Annotated in this window: 15 protein-coding genes; 8 read left to right on the top strand and 7 right to left on the bottom strand. The window is 64.9% G+C overall.

The annotated features are described in order from the left end of the window. Positions 1–74 precede the first annotated feature (74 nt). The 5 genes from VF617_RS04055 (at position 75) to VF617_RS04035 (ending at position 3,783) form a co-directional block, all read left to right on the top strand. The gene (locus tag VF617_RS04055) at positions 75–1,313 is read left to right on the top strand and encodes a HAMP domain-containing sensor histidine kinase (RefSeq protein ID WP_331013574.1); all 1,239 of its coding nucleotides are present in this window, start codon (positions 75–77) and stop codon (positions 1,311–1,313) included. After that, positions 1,310–1,861 (top strand): hypothetical protein, encoded by a 552-nt coding sequence (locus VF617_RS04050; protein WP_331013573.1) that lies wholly within the window; start codon positions 1,310–1,312, stop codon positions 1,859–1,861. Before VF617_RS04055 ends, VF617_RS04050 begins: the two co-directional genes overlap by 4 nt. A gap of 453 nt (positions 1,862–2,314) precedes the next feature. Further along, positions 2,315–2,899 carry an RNA polymerase sigma factor gene (locus VF617_RS04045; RefSeq protein WP_331013572.1) on the top strand — a complete coding sequence of 195 codons (585 nt, stop codon included), beginning with the start codon at positions 2,315–2,317 and terminating at the stop codon, positions 2,897–2,899. Then, the gene (locus VF617_RS04040) at positions 2,881–3,159 is read left to right on the top strand and encodes a hypothetical protein (RefSeq protein ID WP_331013571.1); all 279 of its coding nucleotides are present in this window, start codon (positions 2,881–2,883) and stop codon (positions 3,157–3,159) included. The genes VF617_RS04045 and VF617_RS04040 overlap by 19 nt, the downstream gene beginning before the upstream one ends. Positions 3,160–3,594: 435 nt before the next feature. Continuing rightward, positions 3,595–3,783 (top strand): hypothetical protein, encoded by a 189-nt coding sequence (locus VF617_RS04035; RefSeq protein ID WP_331013570.1) that lies wholly within the window; start codon positions 3,595–3,597, stop codon positions 3,781–3,783. Positions 3,784–3,841: 58 nt separating this feature from the next. On the opposite strand, the gene VF617_RS04030 is transcribed toward VF617_RS04035, so the two are convergent. Then, entirely contained in the window at positions 3,842–5,140 is a 1,299-nt protein-coding gene (locus VF617_RS04030; RefSeq protein ID WP_331013569.1) for a serine hydrolase domain-containing protein, read from the bottom strand. Positions 5,141–5,286: 146 nt separating this feature from the next. Here VF617_RS04030 and VF617_RS04025 point away from each other — a divergent pair, with 146 nt between their 5' ends. The 3 genes from VF617_RS04025 (at position 5,287) to pdeM (ending at position 7,879) form a co-directional block, all read left to right on the top strand. Then, positions 5,287–6,690 (top strand): M20/M25/M40 family metallo-hydrolase, encoded by a 1,404-nt coding sequence (locus VF617_RS04025; protein WP_331013568.1) that lies wholly within the window; start codon positions 5,287–5,289, stop codon positions 6,688–6,690. A 63-nt stretch (positions 6,691–6,753) separates the two neighbouring features. Further along, a complete protein-coding gene (locus VF617_RS04020; RefSeq protein WP_331013567.1) occupies positions 6,754–7,185 on the top strand; it encodes a hypothetical protein in 432 nt (143 codons plus the stop codon). A gap of 31 nt (positions 7,186–7,216) precedes the next feature. Next, positions 7,217–7,879 carry a ligase-associated DNA damage response endonuclease PdeM gene (gene pdeM, locus VF617_RS04015; RefSeq protein WP_331013566.1) on the top strand — a complete coding sequence of 221 codons (663 nt, stop codon included), beginning with the start codon at positions 7,217–7,219 and terminating at the stop codon, positions 7,877–7,879. A 7-nt stretch (positions 7,880–7,886) separates the two neighbouring features. On the opposite strand, the gene VF617_RS04010 is transcribed toward pdeM, so the two are convergent. The 6 genes from VF617_RS04010 to VF617_RS03985 form a co-directional block, all read right to left on the bottom strand. Next, a complete protein-coding gene (locus VF617_RS04010) occupies positions 7,887–8,573 on the bottom strand; it encodes a head GIN domain-containing protein (RefSeq protein ID WP_331013565.1) in 687 nt (228 codons plus the stop codon). Positions 8,574–8,613: 40 nt separating this feature from the next. Next, a complete protein-coding gene (locus VF617_RS04005; protein ID WP_331013564.1) occupies positions 8,614–9,336 on the bottom strand; it encodes a head GIN domain-containing protein in 723 nt (240 codons plus the stop codon). 108 nt (positions 9,337–9,444) lie between these two features. After that, the gene (locus VF617_RS04000; protein WP_331013563.1) at positions 9,445–9,978 is read right to left on the bottom strand and encodes a CarD family transcriptional regulator; all 534 of its coding nucleotides are present in this window, start codon (positions 9,976–9,978) and stop codon (positions 9,445–9,447) included. 267 nt (positions 9,979–10,245) lie between these two features. Beyond that, positions 10,246–10,584, bottom strand: a complete 339-nt coding sequence (gene fdxA / locus VF617_RS03995; protein ID WP_331013562.1) for a ferredoxin FdxA — start codon at positions 10,582–10,584, stop codon at positions 10,246–10,248. A gap of 61 nt (positions 10,585–10,645) precedes the next feature. After that, complete coding sequence (locus VF617_RS03990) at positions 10,646–10,963, bottom strand: RNA-binding S4 domain-containing protein (RefSeq protein ID WP_331013561.1); 318 nt, start codon at positions 10,961–10,963, stop codon at positions 10,646–10,648. Continuing rightward, positions 10,956–13,442 (bottom strand): helicase-related protein, encoded by a 2,487-nt coding sequence (locus VF617_RS03985; RefSeq protein ID WP_331013560.1) that lies wholly within the window; start codon positions 13,440–13,442, stop codon positions 10,956–10,958. The genes VF617_RS03990 and VF617_RS03985 overlap by 8 nt, the downstream gene beginning before the upstream one ends. Between the last annotated feature and the right edge of the window lie 45 nt (positions 13,443–13,487).

Here is a 13,487-nt window from a genome sequence, read left to right as displayed (position 1 = left end):
CCCGAACTGCGTTTGCGGTGGGAGCGTTCGCCGTACTGGCTATCTCTCTGCTCTACGCCATCACTGTTAGGGTAGTGCGCAGCGAATCCGACGCGGCCCTTCAGCGAAGCGTCGATGTCGATATCGCCGCGTTCGCGGACATCTATGCCACGGGAGGACGGTCGGAGCTCGCGGCCCGCGTGCAGGACCGGCTCGCGATGCGGGCAGACGGCACCGATCAGGCCCATTATCTGGTTTCCGACGCTACGGGCGCCAAGCTCGCGGGCGACATCGGACATTGGCCGCTGCTATCGGCGGAAAACAGCCAGGCAGCGTTCGTCACGTTGGCGGACGGCACACAGGTTTTTGCGCGCGCCACGCAGTTGGATACGGGCCTTCGAATAGTCGCTGCGCGTGAGTATGCAGTGCGCAGCGAGTTGCTCCGCCGCATCGGCGCGGCGTTTCTTATCACCGGCATTGCGGTCGTTCTGGCGGCGCTTGGTTCGGCCTGGTTGGTGGCCTCCCGACTACGCGTGCGGATAGCCAGCATGAACTCCGCACTGGACAACTTCGAGCAGGGAGATCTTCAGGGCCGCGTGCCCGGTGACGACCAGGCCGACGAGCTGGGCGAACTTGCGCTACATGCAAACCAGCTGCTCGATCGCCTGGCCGCGGTCCTTCAAGCGCAACGGGAGATCACCGACCAGGTCGCCCATGAGATCCGCACGCCATTGGTGCATCTCGACACGCGTTTACTGCATCTCATCGAGGGAGCAGTCGATCCCGCACTCGTCTCCGCCTTGGGCTCCGCGCGCAATGAGGCGCGCGGCATCGGCGAGTTGCTGGATTCGCTGCTCGACATCGCATCCAGCGAGGGGAGGCGTGGAGACAGGAGCGGTTTTGCCGCAGTGGACCTGTCGGAAGTCGGAGAGAGTCTCGCCGATCTTTACGCGGATAGCGCAACCGATCTCGGTCTCGATTTCAGCACTGCGATCAGCCCCGGCATCAGCTTCACCGGAGACAGGATGCAGCTCGCCCGAGCGATCTCGAACCTTTTGGACAATGCCTTCAAATATGCGGGACCGGGTGCGCAAGTCCGCTTGGCGATCGAGCCAGGACCGCGGATCATCGTGCGCGACAATGGGGAGGGCATCCCGGAAGGGATGCGCGCGCGCATCTTCGAGCGGTTTCAGCGCGGGCATGGGAGCAAAGGCGGGCACGGACTCGGCCTTGCCCTCGTCCGCGCGATAGCTCGCCAGCATGGTCTGGAGGTGCATTGCAGGGATGCAAATCCCGGTGCCGAGTTCGTCATTGAGCCAGAGGTCGCGATATGAAACATCTGTTGTTGATCCCTCTTTTCACGCTGCCTGCCGCACAGGCGCAGCAAGACCCTGTCGATGCGGTGGCCCACGCCTTGGCGCGGGGCTTTGCGGGCGAGCAATCAGGGGACGCAAAGGCGATGCTGGCGGCGGCTGGCGTCTTGCAATCCCGCGGTGCGAAGCCCGCTGCGGGAGAAGCCGACATAAGTGTGCAGTGGCAAACCCAGGCCCGCAGGCGCGGCGCGAAATTTCGCCCCGCCGCTCCTTACCGGGGCCGGGCGATGGGTCCGGCATATCGCCGAGGAGTTCTGGCGGCGGGCGAGTCGCTCAGCACCGAGCAAGTATTCCTGGCCGGTCAAAAAGCGTCGGTAACGCTGGTGCCGCAACCGTCGCGTCATCTCACAATCAGGATTCTCACGCCCGACCGGAAGAACCTGTGCGAACTCACGGCCACGGCGCCACGCGCGGCGTGCAACTGGTTGCCGATGTTTACGACCCGCGTCAGGATCCAGGTCACCAACGGAAGCAAGCAGCCAGCCCATTATTTTCTCGTCAGCAACTAAGCCAGAGGGCGTCGAGACATATTCGGCTTGGTAGGGCGTTTGCATAGGTAAGCCTGTAGATTGGGTCGTTCGGAACGAACTTATTCCACGCTAACCTGCGGGGAGATCGCTGGGCATGGCAGCCTGCAGCGTCGGCTAGATCCTGAAAAGGCGCCAGTTAAAGCGAGCGAAGGGCAGCTTTGGGGATCAGCACGTCGATCCCGGAAAGACCGACATTGGGCGCATATGAGCCAGGCAGCTTACGTTGAACCTGCCTGGCGGATCGCGGGCCTTGCCCCGCCTTTCGGCTTTTGGGAATCGCGGCACATCGATTGGCAGCACGACGATCGCGCATACATTGGAAAGCAGCCACTCGCCCTTTCTGTCGCAACAGGATGCCTTGTCGAAGATTCTCGTCGACATCTCCGTGCAGTCCCTCGCGAACCAGCGCGGGAGCGCAATAGGTATCGATAAATGAGCACGGACGGACTCGAGGATCGTCTGACGGCGCTCAGGCCACGTCTTCATCGCTACTGCGCCCGCATGACCGGATCGACGGTCGATGGCGAAGATGTATTGCAGGATACCCTTGTAAAGGCGCTTAGCGCACGGGCCGAAGGCGCCAAAGTGGACAATCTTGAGGGCTGGGTGTTTCGCATCGCCCACAATACGAGCCTCGACCTACTTCGCCGCGGGTCGCGGAATACGGTCGTTCCGCTCACCGAGGGCTTCGAGGGAGCGCTCATGCCGGAGACGGATATCGTCGCAGTAAGCTTTCAGACGTTTCTGCGGCTGCCCGAACTTCAGCGCTGCGCGGTGATCCTCAAGGATGTGCTAGGCCATTCGGTCGATGAGATCGCGAGTATCGCCGAGTGTACGCCCGCAGCCGCTAAATCGGCGCTTCAACGCGGCCGCGTGGCGCTGCGCCAACTCGCGCAATTGCCTGCGGACACACGGCTTCCGCTAATGTCCCATGCGGCTAGGCGGAAGATGGCAGCCTTTGTCTGTTCCGCACGGGCGACTTCGAGGCGATCCGCGCGATGCTCGCCGACGATGTGAAGCTTGAACTGGTGAACCGGCTCAAATGGGAGGGCCGCGAGAAGATCATCCCCTATTTCACGCGCTATGCCGAAGAGACCAAATGGCGCTTCGCTTTAGGTGGGGTCGAGGGTCGTCCGGCCATGCTGGTTTTCGAAAGCGGCACGATGGAAAAGCCAGCGTATTTCGTGCTCGTCGAATGGTGTGCTGGCCAAATCTCAGCGATCCGCGATTTCCTGTTTGCCCCTATGCTCTCGAAGCGGTCGAGTGGGTGCAATTGAGATAGCCCAGCCCAAACTTTTCGCTTCCCTAGAGCAGACAGGTGTCTAGCTCGCCACCGGCAGCATTCGGAGTGACACTTTCGTCGCATGAACGAACGGCGGCTATCGGGCCACGCGAGGCTCGGGCGAAATGGCCGTAGTTGGGCGCATAGCGGACACCTCTTCCAAGCCCGGAATACTGTGCTACCCAACGGTGTACCACACCGGCTTTAGAAACCTTTCAATTCCACGTTAGACGACTTGGATGCGCTGCTCACTTTCCTGTCGGGTGCGCTACGGTCAGCATTGATCCTTCACGAGCCTCATTGCGCTCGCCGCTGAGACGAAGCGCCCAGAAACGTCGATGAACCGAGAAGCGCGCCTAACCTGCGCCAGTACTGCCCTCCGTGTTCCCTGACATAAACTTGTAAAATCAACTCGTTAGGGACGATAGACATGAGCACGCACTTCGATAGCTATTACTATCATCGCGCAGAGGCGGAGCTGGACCAGGCGCAACGCTCGGAGCATCCGGCGGCGGTGCGAGCGCATTACACGCTTGCGGGATATTATCTCGATCGCTTCTACGGCACCCAAGACGAAGGCATCAGCGCGAGTCTCGTGCCTGATAGGGGCGAGTGCTGACTTGCTTGATCCAGCCGAGGGCAATCGCGGGCATTGCGGGCCCGTCGGCAGGACCCTCTCAGTTTAGCGCCTGGTAGATCAGGGCCCGGAGCTTCCCGTGATCGTCGATGTCCCCGCCGGGGAGGAGCTGGGTCATATAGACGACGGTGAGCTTCTCCCGAGGATCGACCCAATAGACGCTGTGATAGGCGCCGCCCCAGCCGAACTCGCCCTCCGAGCCCGGCTCGCCGGCCTTGCCCACATCGGTGCGAACACTGAAGCCGAGCCCGAAGCCCATTCCAGCATTATAGGCGATGTCGCCGAGATGGTTGCTCACCATCAGCTCCACCGTCTTTCGCCCCAGATACCGTCGGCCGCCCAGTTCGCCGCCCCGGCGCAGCATCTCGAGGAAGCGGCTATAGTCCGAAGCGGTGGACAGCAGGCCGGCGCCGCCGGAAAAGGCCGTGCGCGGGCCGTCCAGATAATGGCCCTGTCCGAAAAACCCTCCGCCCTGCCAGCCTGCCGCGTCGGCCGCGCGGCGGATGCCGCCGGCTTCCGCGGAATAAACAACGGCAAGGCGATTCGCCTTCTCGCGCGGGGCATAGAAAAAGGTGTCTTTCATGCCCAGCGGGCGGAACAGCCGCTCGTCGAGAAAGGCCGCCAGTGTCTGTCCGCTGAGCTTCTCCACAAGCACGCCCAGAATGTCGGTATTGTAGCCGTAGACGTATTTTTCTCCTGGCTGCGCCGCCATGGGTAACGACGCCATGCGGGCGACGAAGGTGGATACGGGTTCGCTGCGGTCGGCGAAGTACCAGCCGAACAGGCCAGCCTCCCGCCACGCTTTTTCCGCCGGGCCCGCGCCGTATGAAATGCCCGCGCTATGGGTAAGCAGGTCGCGGATCGTGATCGCTCGCTTGGCGGGGACTATATCGTAACCGCCGTCCGGCTTGGCCACGGCGACATTGGTCTTGAGCCACTCGGGCAAATGCTTGCCGACAGGGTCGTTGAGCAGCAGCTTGCCTTCTTCCAGCAGCATCATCACCGCGACGCTTGTCAGCGCCTTGGTTTGGGAGGCTATGCGGAAGATCGTGTCTTCCCGCATGGGATCGCGTGCTTCCTTGTCGCGCCACCCGAACGCCATGGAATATACGTCCCGCCCGTCCTGCTGGATCTGCACTACCGCGCCCGCGATCCGCCCTTGATCGACATAGCGTTGCATCGCCTGGCTTAGCCGAGCCAGGCGTTCGGCGGAGATCCCAGTCATGGACCGCGAAGGCGGGTTCCCGGCTGAGGCTTGCGCATGCGCGGCCCCGGCGAAGCTTGCGAGCGTGGACGTGGCGAAGAGCCCCGCCGCAATCAGACGGACAATAGGCTTCATCTGCATTCTCCCGCTGCCAACGCCTCTGACTAGCACGCCAGCTGCGATTGAAGGAGGGGCGTTTTGAGCGGTGCTTTGGAACAGCTCCAGGCGAAGAGGCAGGCACGCCACTTGCCGTGCTCTGTGCGCGGGCCTAGCTCGCTGGGATGACCGATACCCAGACCCCGCTCGATTATGCGGACGCCCATATCGACGACAGCATCGAGCGCCTGTTCGCGCTGATGCGCATTCCATCGATTTCGACTGACCCGACCTATGCCGATGCGTGCGCACGCGCCGCTGAGGTTCTGGCCTACGAATTGACCACGCTCGGTTTCGACGCGCGCGTCGCGCAGACGCCGGGGCATCCGATGGTGGTGGCGCATCACGACGGGCCAGAAGGCAAGCGCGGGCCTCATGCGCTGTTCTACGGGCATTACGACGTCCAGCCGGTCGATCCTCTGGAGCTGTGGAAGCGCGATCCGTTCGATCCGGCGATCGAGACGCGGGAGGACGGCGCGCGGCAGATCGTTGGCCGCGGGGCTTCGGACGACAAGGGGCAATTGCGCACCTTCGTCGAGGCATGCCGCGCCTGGAAGGAAACAGCGGGGCGGCTGCCATGCAAGGTGACGATCTTGTTCGAAGGCGAAGAGGAATCGGGCTCAACCAGCCTTGAGCCCTTCCTCCACGAACATGCCGCGGAACTGAAGGCTGATTTCGCGCTGATCTGCGACACGCTGATGTGGGACACCGAGACTCCCGGACTGACCATCGGCCTCCGCGGCATGGCGGGCGGGCAAGTGACTGTGCGCGGCCCCAAGCGCGACTTGCATTCGGGGCTCTATGGCGGACCGGCGCGCAACCCGATCCAGTTGCTGAGCGGGATACTCGCCGAGCTCAAGGACACCGATGGGCGCGTCACGCTTGCGGGCTTCTATGACGGTGTTCCCGAGATCAGCGAGACCGTGCGCGCGAGCTGGGACGCCCTGGGGTTCGACGACGGTGAATTTCTGGCGGAAATTGGCCTCAGCGTGCCGGCGGGCGAGGCGGGGTATGATGTGCTCGAACAGGTCTGGGCGCGCCCGACCGCCGAAATCAACGGCATATGGGGCGGCTATACCGGCGAAGGCTTCAAGACCGTGATACCGGCCGAAGCTCATGCCAAGATCAGCTTCCGGCTGGTTGGAACGCAGGATCCTGGCCAGGTCTGGGCGGCATTCGAGGAACATGTTCGCTCGCGGCTTCCGGCAGACTGCTCCGCCGAGTTCGAGAGCCGCGGGCCGGGCAGCCCCGCAGTCAGCGTCGCGAGCGACAGCGCACCGCTCACGGCAACGCGCAAGGCGCTCGATGCGGAATGGGGCAAGTCCGCGCTGATCGGTTGCGGGGGCGGCATCCCCGTGGTCACTTCGATCGCGCAGATATTGGAGATGGACACGGTGATGGTCGGCTTCGCGCTGGCGGACGACAATATCCATTCGCCCAACGAGAAATACGATCTCAAAAGCTTCCACAAGGGTATCCGCTCCTGGGTGCGGATACTCGCCGAGGTCGGGGCAATGGCCAAGGCCTGAAGGCTGGAGCGCGCGCGCCCGATGCGCTATGTCCCGCGCATGGGGCGGGGGCTTTCATGTTTGATGTTGGGCGCGCTGCTGCTGGCGGCGGCGGCATGCGAACCCGCGCCCCCTGCGCCAGTCGCCAATCAGATCGCCGCCATCGATGGCGCCGATCCCGCGCCGCCCGCGCCTGCCGTGACCTCGGCAGCAATTGCCGGCGCGCCGATGGCGCAGTGGCTGGTCGGCGCATGGTCCTATGACACGAGCTGCGCGACCGATTTCATCCTGCGCTACAATGCCGACGGCACCCTGCAGAATGGCGAGGATTCGGGACGCTGGGTGCTCGACGGCGATATTGTCTCGGAGACGATCTCCGAGCGGTTCGAAATGGGCAGCGACGCGCCGGTGAAGCTCGACCCGCCCGAGAAGCGGACCTATTCGCTGGAGCGGATCGACGCGGGCAAGGGCAGCCTGACCTTCAAAGGCAAGAAAATCCCGATCCAGCGCTGTTGACGCGCGCGCCATCGCGCACGATAGCGGGCGCATGGTTCCCCTTTCGTTCGCCGGGCATGATTTCAGGGCTTTAGCCGAAGGCGCGCTCTATTGGCCTGCGCGGCGCGCGCTGCTCGTCGCCGATCTGCATTTCGAGAAAGCGAGCTGGTTCGCGTTGCGCGGGCAGATGCTGCCGCCTTATGATTCGATCGCGACGCTGAGCGAAGTCACTGCGCTGGTCGATCGCACCGATGCCCGGGAGCTCTGGTGTCTGGGGGACAGTTTTCACGATTCGGCGGGTTGCGAGCGGCTGCCCGAGCGTGCGCGCGCGATGCTGACCGGGCTGACGGCCCGGCTCGACTGGCATTGGATCACCGGCAATCACGATAGCCTGCTGGTCGATCATTGCGGCGGCCGAATCGAGGAAGAGGCAGTGGTGGATGGTCTGGTTCTGCGCCACGAAGCGGATCCGCGCGATGCGCGGCCGGAGCTGTCGGGGCATTTCCATCCCAAGCTGCGACTGCGGCTACGGGGGCGGCAGGTCGCCCGGAGGTGCTTCGTTGCGACCGAGACCAAGCTGATATTGCCGGCATTCGGATCGCTGACCGGTGGGCTGGACGCGCATCACCCCGAAATCGTTCGCGCAGTCGGCCATAATGCCCAGGCGCTAGTCGCGCTGGAAGATCGGCTTCTGCGCTTCCCGATAGCGGCCTGAGCGGCTCTCAGCGGTCTCCGCACGCGACGGGACCGGCTCCGGAGACGCGGCATTTGGGATTGCCGAGCACGGCAACCGCGCCGACGCCAAGCGCGCTGACCTGCGCTGTGTAACGTACACGCATCGTCAAATTGCCTGAGCTCTCCGCGATCAGCACCGCGTCGCCCGCGGTCAGTCCCTCGGCGGCGACCGAGCCCGCGCCATAGGAACGCACCCGCGCGCGGGCCGTGGCGCCCGCCAGCGTGACCTCGCCGGTGCCGGTGAGGGTGACATTGAGATCGTCGGCGCGGATCGCCGACACCTGGATCGCGCCCGCGCCGTTGAGCCCCAGATCGACGCGCCCGCCGCGCATCTCCGCGACCTTGACGCTCGCGCCGCCATTCACCGTCAGCGTGCGAAGCAAGGGTACATAGACCGTGATCGTCACGGCTTCGGGCGCCTCGATCGCGCGCAATTTCCAGGCCACGGTCCCCATGTTGACCACCAGGGTCGATCCATCGACGCGGATCGCAATATGGTCGAGCGCCTTGGCATCGCCGGACGCAACGGCGCGGGGCGAGCCGGGGAGCACTTCGACGCGGAACGGCCCATCCACTCGCAGCCGATCGAATCCAGTGACCATGAAGCGCTTCTCGCTCGCGGGTGCGGCTGCGGAGACCAGTGTCAGAAGGGGCGCGAGGGTCAGCCAGTGCATGGCGCACACTCGCACCCGATTCTGCGGGAAGGCAAGCGGCTTACGAGCAGCGCGCCTCGCCCGAGCCGACCGAACTCACCGAGCATTTCGCGCCCCCGATCAGCTCGACATCGCCCGAGCCCACGATCGATACCGAAGCGCTGCCCTTGACCAGGCCATGCATGTTGCCCGACCCCGCCACCGAGATTTCCGCGCTGTTGGCGGTCAAGCCGCCCGCATTGATGTCGCCCGAACCTGCGATCGAGGCCGCGAGCTTTTCGGTGGTTCCCGTTGCATTGAGATCCCCCGAGCCCGCTACCGACAGCGTCGAGGTCCCCCCGCGAAGCTCGCCGATGATGAGATTGCCCGAGCCCGAGACCGCTGCGGACACATCGCCTTCGGCGCGCTCCACGGTGAGCTCGCCCGATCCGCCCAGGCTTGCCGAGGAGAGCTTGGGCATCACGACGTGGACCTTTGCGCCGCGATCGTGGCCGAACCACTGCCCCTTATGATCCTTGCGGCCGATGCGAAGCGTGCCGTTGATGACCTGGATTTCGAGCTGGTCGAGCGTCTTGGGATCGCCCTCTGCAGTGACGGAGAATGCGCTGCCCATCTTCACATCGACATCGTCCGAGCCGCGCAGCTCGACCCCGGTGAAGCCGGCGGCGGCATAGGTTCGCGTCACGCCCGGCCCGCTGGCGGGGATGCTGGCGCCCTCCTTCTCCCATTTGGACTGGCAGGCGCCGGCGGCCAGGGGCAGCAGGGCGATCATCAACAGGCGCATTTCATCCTCCCATTATGTGTGTTGCATGTACAATACACTATTTTGCAGGGAAAGAAAAGGGCGGCGAGTTTCCCCGCCGCCCCTGTTTCTCGGCCGAGGTCCGCCCGGTCAGGCTGGAACCTTGTCCTTGTTCCAGACGGCCGCGGCGATCTTGAGGATTTCGACGATCTTCACCAGCGCTGCCGGCTCGTCGATCTGCTCCATCGCGGCGAGTTCACGCGCGAGGCGCGAGGCGGCCGCCTCGAAGATCTGCCGCTCGGAATAGCTCTGCTCGGGCTGGTCCTCGGCGCGGAACAGGTCGCGGACCACTTCGGCGATCGAAACGAGGTCGCCCGAATTGATCTTGGCCTCATATTCCTGCGCGCGGCGCGACCACATGGTGCGCTTGACGCGGGGCTTGCCCTTCAGCGTCTCGAGCGCCTCGCGGAGCGTCTTGTCGCTCGATAATTTGCGCATGCCGACGCTTTCCGCCTTGTTGGTCGGAACGCGCAGCGTCATCTTTTCCTTTTCGAAGCGGAGCACGTACAGCTCGAGCTGCATCCCCGCGATTTCCTGTTTCTGAAGTTCGATCACACGGCCAACGCCGTGCTTGGGGTAAACGACATAATCGCCGACATCGAAGGACAGCGCCTTGGCAGCCATGTGCGTGCAACCTTTCCGTGAATGAACCGCCCCGACGATTGCGGCGTCAACCCGAGCGAGAGTGGCCGGGCTGGCGTTCGAGGCAAAAAGTGCTTCTCCAGGCAAAGGCATATTCGCCTTCGTCCTGATCCATTTAACACAGCCGCAATAAAATTACCACACCCGCGTCACTGCGCAGCTGCGGAAAATTACGGTTTTCCGCAGCTTTTTTGAAGTACCCGGCCAGCGGGAGTGGATTTTTCGAATTTCGGGTCTGCGCGACTCACGTCAGCTACCGGTGCCGGGATCCGCGGAGAAATACTTCTCGAACTTCCCCTCTTCGCCCTTATGCTCGTCGGCATCGGCGGGGGCGTCGCCCTTCTGAGTGACGTTGGGCCATTCTTCCGAATAGGTCTTGTTGAGTTCGAGCCATTTTTCGAGGCCGTTCTCGGTGTCGGGCAGGATCGCTTCGGCGGGGCATTCGGGCTCGCAGACGCCGCAATCGATGCACTCGCTCGGATTGATGACGAGCATGTTCTCGCCTTCATAGAAGCAATCGACCGGGCAGACCTCGACGCAGTCCATATACTTGCACTTGATGCAGGCGTCGGTGACGACATAGGTCATGGCAAGCTGGCCCCTTGGAACGTGCGGTCGGCCCTCCTGCTATGCCCCAAGATTCGCCTCGTCAATCGGGGGTCGCTTCCTGCGAGACGTTCGCAGCCGGCGGGCCCGGCGCAGTCGTCAAATCCTGGTAGCAGGTCCTGGCCTCGACGGGCGGCCCGCGGCGGCGGGGCAGCGCCTCGATGCGGATCACGCGGACCTGGCCGTAGAGCGGAAAGGCGAGCACCGATCCCACGCGCACCGGCGAAGACGAGCGCTCGATCCGGCGGCCGTCGAGGCGCAGCGTGCCCTTTTCGGCGATCGCCTGTGCGGCGCTGCGGGTCTTGGCGAGCCGGACGTGCCACAGGAAGCGGTCCACGCGCATCGTTTCGCCCTCAGCCATGGCGAAGCACCCCCAGGGCAGCGAATGCATTGTCGGCGGGTGGCGGCTTGGGCGCGGGCGCAGGGGTCAGGCCCTGCCAGATCCACCGCTGCGGCTGGCCTGACCCGGAGTCCCTTGGCGCACGCGCGGTGCGGAAGCCCAACTGCGCCATCAGCCGCGCGAGCGTCTCGGGCTTGAGACCCATCGAAGTGGCAAGTGCGGGATCGGGGGCAAAGGGCTTGCGGCCCTGGCGCGCTTCGTGCGCGGCGCGGGCGATGCGCTCGACCAGGTCCATGCGCACCGCCTGGGCGCCCAGCGGCCGGAAGCCGTAAGCGAGATCGGCGCCCGGCGCACTGCGCGGGAGGACGGTGGCCCCTTCGCCAGGGGCGTCCGCCAATCCCATGAGCTCGCGCCGCCAGCGCGCCGCTAGGGGTTTGAGCAGGGCGGGTGCGAACAAGTCGAGCGTGCCGATCGTGACGCCGAGCTTGCGGAGCGCCTTGCGTGCGTCAGGATCGAGCGCATCGACAAGCCGGGCGGCGGCGCGGCGGGGGAGCAGGCCGCCGGCGTCGAGCAATGCGCCGGCCAGCGCGCGGAGGGGAGCGCCCGCATTTGCATCGTGCGTCACGGCGTCGAGCCTGGCCAAGACGGCGAGGTGCTTCTCGATCCGAGTGGCGAACCAGGTGTCGAGGCGCGTTTTCACTGCGATCCGCGAGGGTGGATCCAATACGCCCAACGCCCGATCGAGGACGAGCTTTGGCCGGGCGAGGTTAGGGCCCGCGCTCACTTCCGCTACGGGCACGCCTGCCCAGATCACCCGCCCCGTAACGAAGGAAAGCGCCGCGTCTTCGGCCTCGGCCAGCGCGCTTCCGCGCTTGCGCAACTCGCCCGCCAGCCTTTTCTCCGCCGCCGCGAGCAGCATCCGCTTGTCCGCCGCGCGCGCGTCCGGATCGACCTTGAAGCGAAAGCCTTCCAGCGAACCCAGCACATGCTCCTCGACACTTACCTCGCCCTCGGGGCCGATGGTCACCGGAAGGTTGGAGGCATCCGCGCCGATCTGGCGGAGCAGAACCGTGGTGCGCTTGTCGACGAAGCGCTGGGTCAGGCTGGCGTGGAGCGCGTCGGAGAGCTTCTCCTCGATCACGCGGGTGCGCTCGGCCCAGTGGAAGGGGTCTTCGAGCCAATCGGCGCGGTGCGCGATATAGGCCCAGCTGCGCGCCGCCGCGATCCGCCCGGCCAGCGTCTCGACATCGCCGCCCACATTGTCGAGCCGCTGGATCTCGTCGGCGAACCACTGGTGCGGGACATGGCCCTGTCTCTCCGACAAATGCCCGAACAGCCGCCCGACGAAGCGCGCATGCGGATCGACTCCGAGCTTGCGGAAATCGGGTACGCCGCAAGCCGCCCACAGCCGCGCGACCTGGCCTGGCGAACGCACCCGATCGCGCACCCATTGCTCGTCCGCCAGCCGCTTCAGCACCGCGAGATCGACTGCCTGGGGGGCGGCGCGCAGGACTTCGTGCTCGGGCCTGGCCTCCAGGCTGGCGATCAGATCGTCCACGCTCGCGAAATCGGGCTCGCCCTCGCGCCAATAGAGCTTTTCGAGCGGGCGCACCCGGTGCGCTTCGATGTTGAGGATCTCGTCCGCGGTGAATGCCCCAGGGCCCTCCTCGTGGAGCGCTCCGAAGGTCCCGTCGCGCTGGTGCCGCCCCGCGCGCCCGGCGATCTGCGCCATCTCCGCCACGGTCAGACGGCGCTGGCGGCGTCCGTCGAACTTGGTGAGCCCGGCGAATGCGACATGCGCCACATCCATGTTGAGCCCCATGCCGATCGCGTCGGTGGCGACGAGATAATCGACTTCGCCTGCCTGAAACATCGCGACCTGGGCGTTGCGGGTGCGGGGGCTGAGCGCGCCCATCACCACCGCCGCCCCGCCGCGCAGCCGCCGCAGCGCCTCGGCCACCGCATAGACTTCCTCGGCGCTGAACGCGACGATCGCGCTCCGCCGGGGCAGCCGGGACAGCTTCTTCGCGCCGGCATAGCTCAGCGTCGAAAAGCGCGGCCGGCCGATGATCTCGGCTTCGGGAACAAGCGCGCGCAGCATTGGCTTGAGCGAGTCCGATCCCAGGATCATCGTCTCGGCAAAGCCCCGCGCGCGCAGCAGCCGATCGGTGAAGACATGTCCACGCTCCGGGTCGGCGCCGAGCTGCGCTTCGTCGAGCCCGACGAACGCGAATTCGCGGTCGAGCGGCATCGACTCTGCGGTGCACAGAAACCACTTGGCATTGGGCGGCAGGATCTTCTCCTCGCCCGTGATCAGCGCGACTCGCTCCGCACCCTTGATCGCGACGACGCGGTCATAAACCTCGCGCGCCAGCAGCCGCAGCGGAAAGCCGATCATGCCGCTCGCATGGCCACACATCCGCTCCACGGCGAGATGCGTCTTCCCGGTATTGGTAGGGCCGAGCACGGCAGTGATTGGGGAACGTGCGAACTGGCTCATCGCCACGATAGATCGTCGCGAACCGCGCGAATCGCAACCTCCCCG

Origin of the sequence: Sphingomonas sp. (assembly GCF_036388215.1) — a bacterium.
GTDB lineage: Bacteria > Pseudomonadota > Alphaproteobacteria > Sphingomonadales > Sphingomonadaceae > Sphingomonas.
Note: the sequence above shows the minus strand (reverse complement) of the source record. Positions and strands in the feature narration are given on the sequence as shown.

Excerpts from the sequence above, each read along its gene's own strand:
- VF617_RS04005 (WP_331013564.1), bottom strand. The coding sequence starts at position 9,336 with ATGCGCCTGTTGATGATCGCCCTGCTGCCCCTGGCCGCCGGCGCCTGC.
- VF617_RS04035 (WP_331013570.1), top strand. The coding sequence starts at position 3,595 with ATGAGCACGCACTTCGATAGCTATTACTATCATCGCGCAGAGGCGGAG.
- VF617_RS04045 (WP_331013572.1), top strand. The coding sequence starts at position 2,315 with ATGAGCACGGACGGACTCGAGGATCGTCTGACGGCGCTCAGGCCACGT.
- VF617_RS04020 (WP_331013567.1), top strand. The coding sequence starts at position 6,754 with ATGTTGGGCGCGCTGCTGCTGGCGGCGGCGGCATGCGAACCCGCGCCC.
- VF617_RS04000 (WP_331013563.1), bottom strand. The coding sequence starts at position 9,978 with ATGGCTGCCAAGGCGCTGTCCTTCGATGTCGGCGATTATGTCGTTTAC.
- VF617_RS04040 (WP_331013571.1), top strand. The coding sequence starts at position 2,881 with ATGCTCGCCGACGATGTGAAGCTTGAACTGGTGAACCGGCTCAAATGG.
- VF617_RS03990 (WP_331013561.1), bottom strand. The coding sequence starts at position 10,963 with ATGGCTGAGGGCGAAACGATGCGCGTGGACCGCTTCCTGTGGCACGTC.
- fdxA (WP_331013562.1), bottom strand. The coding sequence starts at position 10,584 with ATGACCTATGTCGTCACCGACGCCTGCATCAAGTGCAAGTATATGGAC.
- VF617_RS04025 (WP_331013568.1), top strand. The coding sequence starts at position 5,287 with ATGACCGATACCCAGACCCCGCTCGATTATGCGGACGCCCATATCGAC.
- pdeM (WP_331013566.1), top strand. The coding sequence starts at position 7,217 with ATGGTTCCCCTTTCGTTCGCCGGGCATGATTTCAGGGCTTTAGCCGAA.
- VF617_RS04010 (WP_331013565.1), bottom strand. The coding sequence starts at position 8,573 with ATGCACTGGCTGACCCTCGCGCCCCTTCTGACACTGGTCTCCGCAGCC.
- VF617_RS04050 (WP_331013573.1), top strand. The coding sequence starts at position 1,310 with ATGAAACATCTGTTGTTGATCCCTCTTTTCACGCTGCCTGCCGCACAG.
- VF617_RS04030 (WP_331013569.1), bottom strand. The coding sequence starts at position 5,140 with ATGAAGCCTATTGTCCGTCTGATTGCGGCGGGGCTCTTCGCCACGTCC.
- VF617_RS03985 (WP_331013560.1), bottom strand. The coding sequence starts at position 13,442 with ATGAGCCAGTTCGCACGTTCCCCAATCACTGCCGTGCTCGGCCCTACC.